Source organism: Aquicoccus sp. SU-CL01552 (assembly GCF_040365005.1).
Classification (GTDB): domain Bacteria; phylum Pseudomonadota; class Alphaproteobacteria; order Rhodobacterales; family Rhodobacteraceae; genus Antarcticimicrobium.
Genome location: NZ_BAABWV010000015.1, coordinates 1 through 13,338 on the forward strand (window position 1 = coordinate 1; position 13,338 = coordinate 13,338).

The following is a 13,338-nucleotide window of genomic DNA, read 5'->3' on the forward strand; positions in this document are numbered from 1 at the left end:
GATTTCCCTTTCCTCCTTGAGAATGCGGTTCTCGCGGCGCAGCCGATCATTCTCTTGGATGAGGCTCAAATCCTCTTTCGACACCACGTCCGTCTCTCGGTTTGCCGTGATCCACTTGTTCAGCGTCGACATGCCGACACCCAGATCGTCAGCCACCTGCCTGCGCGTCAGCCCACTGGTCAACGCGATCCGCACCGCGTCCTTGCGGAATTCGTCCGTCCGTTTCAGTCCCATAGCCAGTCTCCTTTGTTGCAGTAAATGCTATCAAAGGAGCGGCATCAAACCGCGACAGGTCCACAACGCGCTCCATGAGAAGGTGAACCCCTATGGTGCCGGTATCTCCGCCAGCGGTTTGACCAAGCGGATGGCCCAGTCCGACTTGGTCGCACAGGCGACAGGTCTCGACATGGTCGAGGCGGGTTGGGAGCCGACGGTCGATACCTACCTGAACCGCGTGCCCAAGGCACGGATCCTCGAGGCCGTGCGCGAGGCGAAAGGGGAGGGGACGGCGCAACTCCTCGATCACCTGAAGAAGGGCGAGATGGCGACCGAAGCCGAGCGTCTGCTGAAAGGCAGCGGTTGGTTGCCAGAGGTTCTTCGCCGTCACGACCTGGTAGCACTCGACGGTGCGGAAGGGCAGGGGGCGCCTGAGCCCGTTTCCGACGCCAGTCAGACCGAGGATGTCGACCTTCCCGCCTTCCTCACCGCTGACCTGCCGGGTGATGATGCGTCGATGATGGCTGCCGAGTGATCCGCGCCATCCGAGGGCGGGGAAACCCGCCCTCAATCAAATAAAATATAACAATATCAATAAGATGAATGCAAAATGACGCATTCAGGATGAGGAATCATGTCTGCAACCACCATTCTCGAAACCGCGCCCCTGGGCGCGCTCATTCGCTACACCGATAGCACAACGAAACCGCCCGCCCGGTTCACAAAGAAGCTCGCGGCCTGGGAACGCTCGAACGGCGTCGGCCGTCTTGTCAAGAAGGAGCCGCCGCGACCCTATCCGACCTGGACTGCGCCGGCGTCGTTCACGCTGCACGAGGGGAACTTCTCTTCGGACGGGGTCATTCTCGTGACGATCATGCGGACTCATTCGGCTGACAGTGCCTTGACCTTCGAGGTCGCTGAGGAACCACAGCCTGGGCAGGTGCGTGTCCTGCTGGATTTCGGCGGTTGCACGGAGCTGCTCCACCTGGCCGAGTCTGTCACGGCTGCTGAACTCTGGATCGCCAAAGAAGGCTATCGCAACGCGCGGCTGGAGATCGTCGGCAGCGAGGACGGCGATAGGGCAGGGGGCGCGGAGCTTGCTGCCTGAGCCCATGTAGAACCCAAGGGGCCCGCCAAAGCGCGGGCCTCTCACCCATCACGACCCTTTCCCGCGAGATCGCGGGGCACCATAGAATCCAATCCAACACGGAATGACGTATTCCTTGAAAAGCCTGCCCGGGAGGCTGGCACCGATGGCATCAGCGGGACACCCGGCTCCAGTCAGCCGTCGCACCATCCCCCGCTCGCCATTCCCTTCCTTGCCCCGAATCCCGTCTTCGAGATCAACCCGCGAGGGGTCGGACTACGGGCGAGCCCGTGCCGCCGGGTGGATTCGGACGAGCCGAACGCACCCGGTGATGTCAGCCAGTCTTCGGGCCTGCGGGGTCCTGTCGCGCGGGGGATGGTCCTCCGCCTCCAAGACAGGAGCCAAACAGATGTCCCGCAAAGATGCTCACGCCTTCGCCGCCTCTCTCGCCGCCACGCTCATGGTCTCGATCGTCGTCTTCCAGGCCGGTGATGGAACCTATGGCGCCGTCCCCGCGGATGAAATCGACGGCGACGAGGTTCAAGTGATCGCTGAGGTCGACCCGTGGGCATGATGCCCACGGGTTCTCCCGAGAGCTCGGCATCGGGGCAGGGTCCCCGATCCGGGCCTTGCGCCCCGGTCAACCGCTCCGGTCGACCGTACGGAAGCGCCGCCACGTCGTCGGCGGCGCGTCCTTGGAAGTCGCTTGATCATCGAAAGCGTTCGTCGGAAGTTGAACAAAACGGCGCGGGGTTCGATGGAATGCTATATAAATCATTGATTTCGTTATACGGATCGTCGCTCGCGGGTAAGTCGGGTCCTAAAGACGATCTGATATGGCACTTCGCACCGTCCGACGACCTGCGGCAGTTCCGCGTTTACGCGCTTGAAGCGCTGCAGCGGGCCAAGGTGTTCCTGCTCGATCACCAAGCGGCCGCCTACACTGACACACTTCACGATGCCGTCTCGAGGCAGGCAGAGGAAGCTGGGGTGCCCGCCATGGCGATCCTCGGTGAGGTGAAACTTCCCGGTTCCGTCGTTTGGGTAGAGTTCGACGATCGCGAGCTGGGCGTTGCACGATTTGAGCGCGCTTCACCTGTGACCCGGCACGATGAAAAGCCTTTGGGCACGGGCCTACGCGGCTATCTCCTGGACGACCGCAACGAGGGCCATCTGCGCATTACGATGTTCCACCGCCGTGAGAGCTCGCGTGTTGTCGATCCGATCTGTGCGCTGCTCGTCAAGCGGACACCGACAGGACAGCTGAACTATGACGACGTCGAGGTCGAGCTGAGCCGATCGGTGGTCGATTTCCGCGTTCGGAGCGGCGATACGATGGAAATGATCCAAGGCCGCCGCACGGTGCACCAGGTTGAAACTGGGTATGACCTGTTCATTCCCTACGCTCTGTTTGCAATGCTGGTCTCACCGGATCTTGGCGGGATCATCCCAACGGAAACCGAAACCTTCACCGTCAAGGACACCAAGACTGCCCGGAAGTTTGGCAAGTCGTGGATCCTTGGCGCCCAGAAATCACATCTGACGATCCGGATCGGCCCGCAGGCCGCTGCGCACATGGCGGAAAGAACCGCTCGCCTCGAATTCGAGAGGCAGACGCTTGAGGCGCGGAACGGCCCTGTTCGTCATTGGGTGTCCGAGCATGAGCGGCACTACCGAAGCGGCAAAGTCGTTCTGGTCAAAGGGCATCACCGGGGCCAAGCACCTGACCCCAATCTGCCGACACGGGTGATGGGGCCGAAACGCGAGGAGTTTGAGTTTGACCTCCCCGAGGTCGTCCGATCAAAATCCGAATGATCGAGCAGCAGACAGCTTAATGCGGCTAGATCGTCTTTCGACTTCCCTGCCTCCAGCGCCTCCACGAACCACTGCGGTTTGCGCCCACGACCGGACCACGTAAGTGCCGGGTTCTCAGGGTGCCGGTATTTCGCAGCGGCTGGTGCACGGGAGGATTTCGTCTCGGGTCCGACAAGTTCGGCAAGGGAGTAGCCCAGGTCCCGGGCGAGAGCTTCCACCTTGGCGCGGGCTTCCGCCTTTTGCCGATCCTCGAATGTGAAAATCGCCTTGGCGACGTCCTTCTGCATTTTCTTCAGCTCGCCGAGCGACAGTGCCTCGAGATCGTAATCAGCCATTGATGCAGTCCATGTCCTGAATGTCCCGGTATCGATAGCCCGTCGCGGCAGGCTGCCGCAACTCCCGGAAGGCAAGGGCAGGGGTGGCAAAGGCTGGTGATCGCCGTCGTCGTCGCTAGTGAGCTGCGGAACTGGGGGTCAGGCTGTCCCGATGGGCAAGGTAACTGGGTCTGGCATGGGCTCCCCGCGCATCTCTGTCTTCTGGGCCATCCCTTCGACTGACAATCCCCTAATCCCGTTCGGGCTCCTGCGCGCAACCCCGCGTCAGTCCGGGCCGTGTTGCCCCTATGGGGCTGCCCGCTCCGCCCCGGTCCTCTGGGGGTTTCCGGCGTCCGTTCCGTCCACCGTGCACGCGTCACCCGACGGGCTTTTCCCGGGTCTTGTCGAAGGGACGGTCCCGAAGACAGGACACACAGGAGCTTACCATGCAGAACATCGTCATCCTCGCCGGCAACATCGGTCAGACCCCCGAAGTCCGCACCACCCAGGGCGGCACCAAGATCACCAACTTCAGCCTCGCCACCTCCCGCCCCCGTCTCTCGGAAGGTCGCGTCCTGCGCGACGAGAACGGCTACCGGGTGATGGACACGGAATGGCACCGCATCACCTGCTTCAACGGTCTCGGCAAGACGGTCGCGGAGCATTGCGAAAAGGGCATGAAGGTCCTCGTCCACGGCCGCATCCACTACACCAAGTGGATCGACAGCATGGGCAACGACCGCTACGGCTGCGAAATCATCGCCGAGAAGGTCGATTTCCTGAGCCGCCCGAAGTCGGCCGAGAACGAAAACCCCGAGCTGGTCGACCGCGACGACGAGATCCCGTTCTGAGGAACGGGGTCTCCCCCTCGGGCCCGGTGGGAAAACCCGCCGGGTTCGGAAAAAAACTTGATCGGGCAGTCGTATTGCCAGCTATCGTCACAGCACATCTTCTACAAGCCGACCGCCCGAATTAGAGTGCGATTGTGCAAGTTTCGCTTGGATGCCCGGCGCATGACCGATGCCCGTCATCTTCGCAATTTAGCGCACATATTTGGAAGCCCGGTGAGGTTCATCTGTGAAAGTGGAAAATGATTGAACGTATTCAACTCCTTAGAAATATTGGTCAGTTCGATAGTGTCAGCCCGCCGCCGCAGACATCCCTGACCCCGTTCTCCCTAATTTATGGTGAAAACGGTCGCGGGAAGACGACGATCGCCGCTGTTCTGCGCTCTCTTGCAACGAACAATCCCAGCTTGGTCACGGACCGGCACAGGCTTGGAGCGCAGCACCCGCCCCACGTTGTTATCGGTCATGCAGGTGGGCAAAGCGTCTTTCTCAACGGTGCCTGGACACAGCCGCTGCCGCAGGTTGCCATATTCGATGACGCTTTTGTCTCTGCGAACGTCTGTTCCGGCATCGAGCTACAGACGGCACATCGCCAGAACCTGCATGAGCTTATTTTGGGGGCCCAGGGCGTTGCGCTGAACAGCACACTTCAAGGCCATGTCACACGCATCGAAGAACACAATACCAGACTTCGCGAGTTGTCTGACGCGATACCTGCGAACGCGCGGGGCCCGTACAAGGTCGATACCTATTGTAGTCTGGAGCAAGACCCGGCCATCGACGCGAAGATTCAGGACGCAGAGCGCCGTCTGGCTGCTGCACGCTCCGCTGATGCGATACGTCAGCGACCAGGATTTCAGGAAATCGGTCTGCCGGATTTCGATTTCGATGCAATTGACGCCGTGCTGGATCGCAGCTTGCCCGACCTTGATGCTGCTGCCGCCGATCGAGTTCGCGCGCACATCGCAAAGCTCGGACGCGGCGGCGAGGGCTGGGTCTCAGACGGCATGGCACGTATCGAACCGGTGTCCGAGGGTCTTGACGAGGAGATTTGCCCCTTCTGTGCTCAGGACCTCGGCCGCTCCGATGTGATTGCTCACTACCGAGCCTATTTTAGTCAAGCCTACGAAGACCTGAAGTCTGCCATCAGGCAGACAGGCGTTTCGATACGCGATACGCATGCCGGAGACATTCCGTCTGCCTTCGAGCGTGACATTCGCACCGCTGCTCAGGCTCACGAATTCTGGAAGGACTTCGCTGACCTACCGGAAATCGATGTCGATACCGCCGCAATCGCCCGTCAGTGGAACGCTGCCCGCGAGGGGGTGCTGGAGCAGCTTCGCGCTAAGGCCGCTGCGCCTCTGGATCGCATGGCACTTTCGCCCGAGGTTCGTCAGGCCGTAATGGACTTTCGCGCGCGCATTGCAGAAGTAGCTGCTCTGTCCCAGCGTCTCGGTGCCGTCAACGCGCGGCTTGATATTGTGAAGGAACAGGCGCAAGCCGATGATCTCGCGGCTCTGACCAATGACCTGGCGAAGTTGAAGGCGCAGCAGGCCCGCTTCGATCCCACCGTCATGCCGCACTGCGATGCCTACACGGCAGAAAAGACCGCCAAGGCGGCAACGGAAACTCTCCGCACCCAAGCTCGCGCGGCGCTCGACCAGTATCGGGAACAGATTTTTCCTGCCTACGAGACCGCGATCAACGAATACCTGCGGCGCTTTGCGGCATCCTTTCGTTTGGGGGACGTCCAGTCCGTCAACAATCGCTCCGGCTCATCCGCGTCTTACTGCGTCGTCATCAACCAGCAAAACGTCAACGTTACGGCAGACCAGGGGCCGTCTTTCCGAAATACGTTGAGCGCGGGAGACAGGAACACGCTTGCTCTGGCTTTCTTCTTTGCATCGCTGGATCAGGACCCCGACCTCGCGAACAAGATCGTAGTCATCGATGATCCAATGACCAGTCTAGACGAACACCGCACCCTGCGGACACGCGAAGAAATCATGGCGCTGACTGCAAGAGTGCAGCAAGTGATCATGCTGTCCCATTCGAAGTCTTTTTTGTGCAACCTGTGGGAACAGTCTGACCGGAACGTTTCGACGGCACTGCGCATCAACCGGGCTGCTGTCGGTTCGGAGATTACTGTTTGGGATGTTCGTAACGATAGTATCTCGGAACATGACAAGCGCCATGAACTCGTCAGAGGTTATTTACAGGCAGCTGATCCCGACAAAGAACGTCAGATTGCTGCGGCGCTTCGACCAATTCTGGAAGCCTTTATGCGTGTTGCGTATCCCGAGTATTTTCCGCCGGGAACGCTTCTTGGTCCCTTCCTCGGATTGTGCGAACAGCGCGTAGGCGGGAACAACGAGATATTGTCGGCTGGCGACATTGTGGAACTAAGAGCGTTGCTCGGGTATGCGAACCTTTTCCACCACGATACGAACCCCGCCTGGCAAACGGCCGCGATCAATGATGCCGAATTGACTGATTTCGCGGAGCGAGCACTACTATTTGCTTCGCGGCGGTGACCTTTTGAGAGTGAAAGGAGTGCCGGTTTCCCGGTGACGGGTTGAGGGCTGGGAGAGTGGCTTCCGGCGCCCGTCGCGGGAGATAGCCGATGGGCGTTGTGGAAGTTCTGGAACCGGTCGCACCGACGCGGGCAGGTGGCTGGAAAGTGGATGTGAGCCGGGGTGAGCGGAACGGGCGGGTGTCGTCCGAATGGTTCAACCGGCCGGATGACGAGCGGTATCTGTCGCTCGATGACCTCTGGGCCAATGTGAAGGGCCGCTCCGATCGCAGCCGCAGCCGCGTGGTGCAGACGGCTGACATCCGCGTCGAGGCCGCGCGCGACAACCCCGAGCGGCTGCACCTGATGCTGCCGAAAGCGCAAGAGCCTGTCGCGCCCACCCATTGGGCCTTCGGCCAACTGGCCAGCATCGTCGGCGCTCCTGCCTCCTACCTGCGCCAGCTGCCCGCGCCGCTGGCAGGGATCAACCTGCAATACGGCCTGACCAACCACCGCGCCGAGCAGGTGAAGACCTTCGAGACGGAAGACGGCCGGATCGAACTGCGTGCGGTGACCGGCCCCGACTATGGCCGTATCCATGACCATGAACTGGTCGAGTCGGTGCAGCGCATCGCGGGCAATGGCACGGGCGACACGCGCTGGAAGGTGCCGGGCGTGCTCGACTGGTCGACCGGGGTCTACAACCCCGATGTCGAGATCAGCCGCGACACAACCACGCTCTATGCCTCGGACCGCGACGTCTTCCTGTTTCTTGTCGACGACCGCAACCCGATCGAGGCAGGCCGTCTGCCGGACGGCTCCCCCGACCTCTACTTCCGAGGATTCTATTGCTGGAATTCCGAGGTGGGGGCCAAGACCCTCGGCATGGCGAGCTTCTACCTGCGGGCAGTGTGTCAGAACCGCAACCTGTGGGGCGTCGAGGATTTCCAGGAGATCAAGATCCGGCACTCGAAATACGCCGCCTCGCGCTTCGCCCATGAGGCGGCCCCGGCGCTGACGCGATTTGCCAATTCCTCGCCGCAGGGCTTCGTGAATGGCATCAAGGCGGCGCGGCAGCAGATCGTGGCGCGCAGCGACGAAGATCGTGCGGATTTCCTGAGGAAGCGCGGCTTCTCGAAAGCCGAGTCCGGCAAGATCATCGAGAAGGTGCTGATGGAAGAGGGCCGCCCGCCCGAGAGCATCTTCGATTTCGTGCAGGGCATCACGCGGCTTGCGCGCGACAAGACCCAGCAGGATGCGCGCCTCGACATGGAAGGGCGCGCCAAGAAGCTCCTCGACCGGGTCGGCTGACGCCGGGCCCGACAACGCGACCGCCTCGCGCGCGGCGGCGGTCGCACTTTCCCCTTCCACAGGCACGCCACTGGCCCCGCCCCGAGAGGGCAAGGGGCTTCGGCCTGCGCAATCAGCGAGAACCTCCATGACCCCCCAGGAAGAAACTGTCATCCTCGAGGCCCGTGACATCCTCGGCCGATACCTAAGCCAGAACCCGGTCATCGGCAGCTGGCAGGCGCTGCTGGACTATTGCGCGCTCACCGTCCGCGGACCGGTCGAGCGCTTCCACGTGCTCTACCTCGACCGCAAGAACCGCATCATCTCCGATGAGCTTCTCTCGACCGGCACGGTCGACCATGTCCCGGTCTATCCGCGCGAGGTGATCAAGCGGGCGCTGATGCTGAACGCAAGCGCCCTGATCCTGATCCACAACCACCCCTCGGGCGATCCGACGCCGTCGGAGGCTGATCTCAGCATGACCAAGGAGATCCAGAAGGGGTGCAAGTATCTCGGCCTGACGCTGCACGACCACATCATCGTCGGCGCCGGGACCGAGCTGAGCTTGCGGGCCCTCGGCAAGCTCTGACGCTGCGGCCAGATATATCACCGTCGCCCCTTCGAGGAAGAGGGCGGCGGTTTGGTCTTTGACGGATGAAGCGGGGAGAGCGGCTTCCCGCGCCGTCGGAGATCTTCCCATGTTTGACCTGCCCTTGCCAATCCAGCCGACCGCCCAAGCACGGGGCGTTCCGCCGCATTTTCCTTCAGGCGAGACAGACCCCAACCGCCCCTTTGCCCTGACCCTGTCGCGCCGCGCGCCGGCCGATCTCATGTCGGGCCGGGCCGCGCCGCTGATCCTTTCCCGCTTTGCGACTCTGGCCGAGGCCATGCAGGGCGCGATCGACCATGCCGAGGGCATCGTCCCGGATGCTCCGCCCCAGCTTCTGGCCATCCTCGACCGCGACGAACGCCTTGTGCTGGCCGGGGCCGCCAGCGACCACGCTGTCGCCTGGTGCCACCCGGTGACGAGCGCGACCGAGGCGCGGGACGTCGTGACCGAGGCAAGCCAGCTGCGCGCGCAAGCAGGCCGTGCGGCCGCCTGGGGTGAGCCCGATCTGGCAGTTCGGCTGCGCCACCGCGCCGATCTTCTGGATGCGCGGCTCGTCGACCCGCTCTGGCGCGCCTTCGCCGCCCGGGCGCTGCAGATCGCTGCGTGACGCCCGAGAGACAGAGGAGGGCAGGGGGAATTTGGAGTTCGTCCGGGGGAGAGAGATCGCCTCAGCCTGCTCCGATCTCTTCCCCTTACCGGAGACACAAGATGACCCTGACTGAACCCACCCTCACGCCGCCGATGGCACTCTCGTCCGTCGACATGGCGCAGATCTTCGCGGCGCATGCCGAACGCAACGCCCGGATCGAAGCGCTGCGCCCCGGCAACAAGGATCGCCTCTTCGACGGCCTCACGGCCGCCGGCATCACCCATGTCACCGTGACCTTCGACGGGGCCGGGGACAGCGGCCAGATCGAAAGCATCGGCGCGTGGTCCGGGGAGACCGCCGTCGATTTCCCCGCGACCGAGATCGACTACGCCGCGCTGACCTCGGACGACCCCGAGGTCGAGATGCGGCAGCTCTCGCTCGAAGATGTCGTCGAGCAACTGGCCTACGACTTCCTCTCCGACACCCATGGTGGCTGGGAGAACAACGACGGTGCCTGGGGCGAGTTCTGCTTCGACGCGGCCGCCCGCTGCATCCACCTTGAGTTCAACGAGCGCTTCACCTCGTCTGAACTCTACACTCACGATTTCTGAGGGGCGGCGATGGCACATCCCTATCACCACGCCCTCTCCTCGGTGAAGAAATGGGGCGGCACGGTCGACGATTTCATGGCGGTGCATGCCTGGTTCGACCAGAGCAAGGAGATCACCGCCGACTTCCGGCACCGGGCGCTGCGTCACCATGCGGAGGGCATCTTCATGGCTGAGACGATTTTCGGCCCGACCCTCACGCTCTCGACCGGACGCATCATCCCGACCCGCTGGGTCGGCGAGCAGCATGTGAAGGAGGACCTCGGCTTCATCCCGAGTTTTGCCGACTGGGTGAAGGCCATCCGGCCAGAGCCGTGGATGGGCCGGACCGCGCGGATCGAGGCCCTGGTCGATCCGCATCTCGCCTCGCCCGTGGTCGAGGTCAGCTGAGATGACCGATCCGGCCTATCAGCGCCTCGGCCTGCCGGCGACGGCGTCGCCCTATACGGTCCTGCGGGCAGCGGTCCGGGCGCTGCATCCCGACACGCGCGCGGTTCGCGGCTTCCGGGCCGCGCGCAAGCGCTTCTACCGGCAGATGCTCTGCGAGCATACCGCGCGACAGGCGGCGGGCGACACACCAACCGGCTGATCGCCCCAACCACCCCTTCATCCCGACACAACGCCCGGCCGCTCTGCCGGGTCTTCCCCATTCAGGAGGTTCCCATGGCGGATTACTTCACCCATTTCTCATGCCTGCTCGACGTCGGCACCCCCGACAACGCCGCCCGCGCACTCGCCCTGTTTCAGGAACTCCGCGCTGCGGATCAGGACGCCGACGACCCGGAGGTCGCGGGCTTCGACCTCGTGCGCCAGGACGCGCCCGAGGGCAGCGCCCTCTGGATCCATGACGACGACCACGGCGATGTCGAAGCCGTCATCCGCTTCGTGCTGCGCCTGGCGGACGAGCTCGACCTCATCGGCCTCTGGGGCTTCCAATACGCCCTGACCTGCTCCCGGCCCCGCCTCGATGCCTTCGGCGGCGGCGCGCATGTCATCGATCTCGGTGCCCGCAAATCCATCGGCTGGATCAGCACGCAAGAGTGGCTGGCCGCCGCCCTGAACGGGGAGGACGTCGATGCCTGAGGTGATCTGCACCACGGTCTACCAGTTCCCCGAACTCTCGGAGGCCGCCAAGGAGAAGGCCCGCAACTGGTATCGCGACCTTGGACCCCACGACGACTGGTGGGATGCGGTCTACGAGGATTTCGAGCGGGTCTGCGAAATCCTCGGCATCTGCCTGAAGACCACCGCCGTCCGCCTGATGGGTGGCGGGGCGCGGGCCAAGCCTTGCATCTGGTTTTCCGGTTTCTGGAGCCAGGGCGACGGCGCCTGCTTCGAGGGCTACTGGTCCCACGCCAAGGGCGCGGCCACGCGCATCCGGGACTACGCCCCGACCGACGCGACGCTGCATGGCATCGCCGACCGTCTGCAGGCCATCCAGCGGCGAAACTTCTACCAACTCGCCGCCGAGGCCAGCCACCGTGGCCGCTACTACCATGAATACACCATGTCGATCGACGTCACGCGGGACAGTCCGAGGTGGCAGCCGCCGACCGAGGACGCCGAGGAGCTCGTGACCGAGGCGCTGCGCGATCTGGCCCGCTGGCTCTACCGCCAGCTCGAAGCCGAATACGACCACCTCACCTCGGACGAGGCCATCGAGGAGGGGATCATCGTCAACGAGTATACGTTCACGGAAGGAGGGCGGCGGTTCGGGTAACAGTGATCAAAGCGCAAGGTTCATTTGATCTTTACAGTAAGTCCATATGGACTATATTAAAGCCAATGGAGGACGCCATGTACGTTGCAGAGAAAATCCGGGAACCCGCACAGATCAACACCGTCGCGTTGAAAGCTTATGCACGCGTGGCCGATGCTTGGGGTCTCAGTCTCAAGGAAGCGGCTGGCCTTGCCGACATGTCAGAGAGCACATGGAAGCGCGCCAAGAAGCCGGATTTCGCCGGAGAGCTCACCAAGGACCAACTGCTGCGGCTCAGCGCTGTAATTGGCATCTTCAAGTCGCTCGAACTCTACTTCTCGGAGCCGCTGGCAAAAAGCTGGTTCACCCGACCGAACAAGGGGCCGCTCTTTGGTGGAAGCCGACCAGTCGACACCGCCATCGACGGGGGTTTGCCGCAGATCCTCGCGGTTCGGACCTATCTTGATGCGTTGCGTGGTGGGGCATGAAGCAGACTGAGATTTCCGATCGCGGTCTCGTTCGTCTCCTGCCCGCCACCTACCACAAGCCACCATCGCTGCGCGGTCTCGTCGATACCGATGACGAGATGGAGATCTTGGCAGAGATCGAGGGCCTGACCAGTGGGCGTCTACAGGCCGAACGCGGGCGCAACCCGCATCTGGACCCGCGCGAACTCGCTTGGCAACGCCGCAGCCGCGATCTGCGCATCTATGGGGACAGTCACGTCAACGCAGCCTTCACTTACACCCGCGTCGGCGGAAACCGCTTCAACGCCGAGGAGCGCGGCGCGTGGTACTGCGCATGGGATGTGAGGGTTTCTGTCAGCGAAGTGGCCTGGCACCGCACACGCGAACTCGGCTTTACCGGCAGCTTCCACGATAGCGCCCGCTATGTGGAATTGCTGGCCGACTTCATCGGCGTCTTCGATGACATGACCGGTGAGGCAGATCATCCGGCGCTGCATCCGGATCCGGCTGTCGGGTATCCCGAGGGCCAAAGCCTGGCACAGCATCTGCGTCGGGGCGGATCCAAGGGCCTGATTTACCCTTCGGTCCGGGCTCCTGCACCGGGCGGGAATTGCCTGGTCTGCTTCGAACCCCACGCAATTCAGAACGTTCGTCCGGGCGCGTCTTGGGATCTTGTGTGGGATGGGACACCGCACTACTCGATTGCGGCTGTCGGCTGACAAGTTACAGCGCATGCGCCTTTGGGGGTCCGAAAAATGAAACAGGCAAACGACAACAGCGCGGACGTCACGAACTTGAAGCCATGTGACCATCAGCCGTTCTTTGAGGCGTTGGACTGTCCGCCCCCACCGACCGACGCACTACGAGCAGCGTTTCGTAGGCGGAAGGAAGCCTTGGTGGATTCGTGCGCCGACTCGCCATCCACCAACTGACACCCATCACTTATTCCCGTCGATCCACTTCGACATGAGCCCCTTGTCGCGGAAGCATTCGTCCGGAACGGCGCGCCGTTTGATCCGGGCGAGTTTCTCCGCGAAGGCTACTTGCTTGGACGTGGGCAGCCGGTCCATGTCCGATACAGGCTTCAGCCGGGCCTGAGCCTCGATCCAAGCGCTCAAAGATCGCCGGTCTTGCTGAACCTCCCAGGGCAGGAGCGTCCGGTTGCGCAGGGCGAGCGACCGCGCATAGGCAATCTGCTTGGGCGTTACGGGCAGAGCGTGCTTGGTGCTTTCCATGGTGGAACCCCCCCCCTTTCTGGCTTGGTTCTAAATAGAACATAGCAA

Annotated in this window: 17 protein-coding genes and 2 pseudogenes; 16 read left to right on the forward strand and 3 right to left on the reverse strand. The window is 62.6% G+C overall.

Annotated elements, in window-relative coordinates:
* On the reverse strand, positions 1 to 234 hold a 234-nt coding region (locus tag ABWV23_RS16280), incomplete at its 3' end, for a transposase (RefSeq protein ID WP_353349664.1).
* A gap of 64 nt (positions 235 to 298) precedes the next feature.
* On the opposite strand from ABWV23_RS16280, the pseudogene ABWV23_RS16285 reads away from it, so the two are divergent.
* The 4 genes and pseudogenes from ABWV23_RS16285 to ABWV23_RS16300 form a co-directional block, all read left to right on the forward strand.
* A pseudogene (locus tag ABWV23_RS16285) lies at positions 299 to 751 on the forward strand (DNA-binding protein); the annotation flags it as partial.
* 99 nt (positions 752 to 850) lie between these two features.
* A complete protein-coding gene (locus ABWV23_RS16290; protein WP_353349666.1) occupies positions 851 to 1,324 on the forward strand; it encodes a UCP036055 family protein in 474 nt (157 codons plus the stop codon).
* A 388-nt stretch (positions 1,325 to 1,712) separates the two neighbouring features.
* Positions 1,713 to 1,877: a hypothetical protein gene (locus tag ABWV23_RS16295; protein WP_164628020.1), complete on the forward strand. Its 165-nt coding sequence runs from the start codon at positions 1,713 to 1,715 to the stop codon at positions 1,875 to 1,877.
* A 188-nt stretch (positions 1,878 to 2,065) separates the two neighbouring features.
* Positions 2,066 to 3,118 carry a hypothetical protein gene (locus ABWV23_RS16300; protein WP_353349668.1) on the forward strand — a complete coding sequence of 351 codons (1,053 nt, stop codon included), beginning with the start codon at positions 2,066 to 2,068 and terminating at the stop codon, positions 3,116 to 3,118.
* A 23-nt stretch (positions 3,119 to 3,141) separates the two neighbouring features.
* Here ABWV23_RS16300 and ABWV23_RS16305 read toward each other — a convergent pair.
* Positions 3,142 to 3,453: pseudogene (locus ABWV23_RS16305) on the reverse strand (H-NS histone family protein); the annotation flags it as partial.
* Positions 3,454 to 3,878: 425 nt separating this feature from the next.
* On the opposite strand from ABWV23_RS16305, the gene ABWV23_RS16310 reads away from it, so the two are divergent.
* From ABWV23_RS16310 to ABWV23_RS16365, 12 genes are all read left to right on the forward strand, one after another.
* A complete protein-coding gene (locus ABWV23_RS16310) occupies positions 3,879 to 4,283 on the forward strand; it encodes a single-stranded DNA-binding protein (protein WP_090271194.1) in 405 nt (134 codons plus the stop codon).
* 239 nt (positions 4,284 to 4,522) lie between these two features.
* On the forward strand, positions 4,523 to 6,814 hold the full coding sequence (locus ABWV23_RS16315) for an AAA family ATPase (protein WP_353349670.1): 2,292 nt from the start codon (positions 4,523 to 4,525) through the stop codon (positions 6,812 to 6,814).
* An 89-nt stretch (positions 6,815 to 6,903) separates the two neighbouring features.
* Positions 6,904 to 8,103 carry a DUF932 domain-containing protein gene (locus tag ABWV23_RS16320; protein ID WP_353349672.1) on the forward strand — a complete coding sequence of 400 codons (1,200 nt, stop codon included), beginning with the start codon at positions 6,904 to 6,906 and terminating at the stop codon, positions 8,101 to 8,103.
* Positions 8,104 to 8,230: 127 nt separating this feature from the next.
* A complete protein-coding gene (locus tag ABWV23_RS16325) occupies positions 8,231 to 8,671 on the forward strand; it encodes a JAB domain-containing protein (protein ID WP_353349674.1) in 441 nt (146 codons plus the stop codon).
* Between the two features lie 109 nt (positions 8,672 to 8,780).
* Positions 8,781 to 9,299 carry a DNA repair protein RadC gene (locus ABWV23_RS16330; protein ID WP_353349676.1) on the forward strand — a complete coding sequence of 173 codons (519 nt, stop codon included), beginning with the start codon at positions 8,781 to 8,783 and terminating at the stop codon, positions 9,297 to 9,299.
* Positions 9,300 to 9,400: 101 nt separating this feature from the next.
* Positions 9,401 to 9,892: a DUF6878 family protein gene (locus tag ABWV23_RS16335; RefSeq protein WP_353349678.1), complete on the forward strand. Its 492-nt coding sequence runs from the start codon at positions 9,401 to 9,403 to the stop codon at positions 9,890 to 9,892.
* Between the two features lie 9 nt (positions 9,893 to 9,901).
* The gene (locus ABWV23_RS16340) at positions 9,902 to 10,279 is read left to right on the forward strand and encodes a DUF6915 family protein (protein ID WP_222257039.1); all 378 of its coding nucleotides are present in this window, start codon (positions 9,902 to 9,904) and stop codon (positions 10,277 to 10,279) included.
* A gap of 1 nt (position 10,280) precedes the next feature.
* Complete coding sequence (locus ABWV23_RS16345) at positions 10,281 to 10,478, forward strand: hypothetical protein (protein WP_097147500.1); 198 nt, start codon at positions 10,281 to 10,283, stop codon at positions 10,476 to 10,478.
* 74 nt (positions 10,479 to 10,552) lie between these two features.
* Complete coding sequence (locus ABWV23_RS16350) at positions 10,553 to 10,972, forward strand: hypothetical protein (RefSeq protein ID WP_097147501.1); 420 nt, start codon at positions 10,553 to 10,555, stop codon at positions 10,970 to 10,972.
* The gene (locus tag ABWV23_RS16355) at positions 10,965 to 11,609 is read left to right on the forward strand and encodes a DUF8835 domain-containing pootine (RefSeq protein WP_353349681.1); all 645 of its coding nucleotides are present in this window, start codon (positions 10,965 to 10,967) and stop codon (positions 11,607 to 11,609) included. The genes ABWV23_RS16350 and ABWV23_RS16355 overlap by 8 nt, the downstream gene beginning before the upstream one ends.
* 65 nt (positions 11,610 to 11,674) lie before the next feature.
* Positions 11,675 to 12,076 carry an MbcA/ParS/Xre antitoxin family protein gene (locus ABWV23_RS16360; protein WP_043872363.1) on the forward strand — a complete coding sequence of 134 codons (402 nt, stop codon included), beginning with the start codon at positions 11,675 to 11,677 and terminating at the stop codon, positions 12,074 to 12,076.
* Positions 12,073 to 12,774 carry an RES family NAD+ phosphorylase gene (locus tag ABWV23_RS16365; RefSeq protein WP_353349683.1) on the forward strand — a complete coding sequence of 234 codons (702 nt, stop codon included), beginning with the start codon at positions 12,073 to 12,075 and terminating at the stop codon, positions 12,772 to 12,774. The genes ABWV23_RS16360 and ABWV23_RS16365 overlap by 4 nt, the downstream gene beginning before the upstream one ends.
* 219 nt (positions 12,775 to 12,993) lie before the next feature.
* On the opposite strand, the gene ABWV23_RS16370 is transcribed toward ABWV23_RS16365, so the two are convergent.
* Positions 12,994 to 13,290: a hypothetical protein gene (locus tag ABWV23_RS16370; RefSeq protein WP_353349685.1), complete on the reverse strand. Its 297-nt coding sequence runs from the start codon at positions 13,288 to 13,290 to the stop codon at positions 12,994 to 12,996.
* Positions 13,291 to 13,338 lie beyond the last annotated feature (48 nt).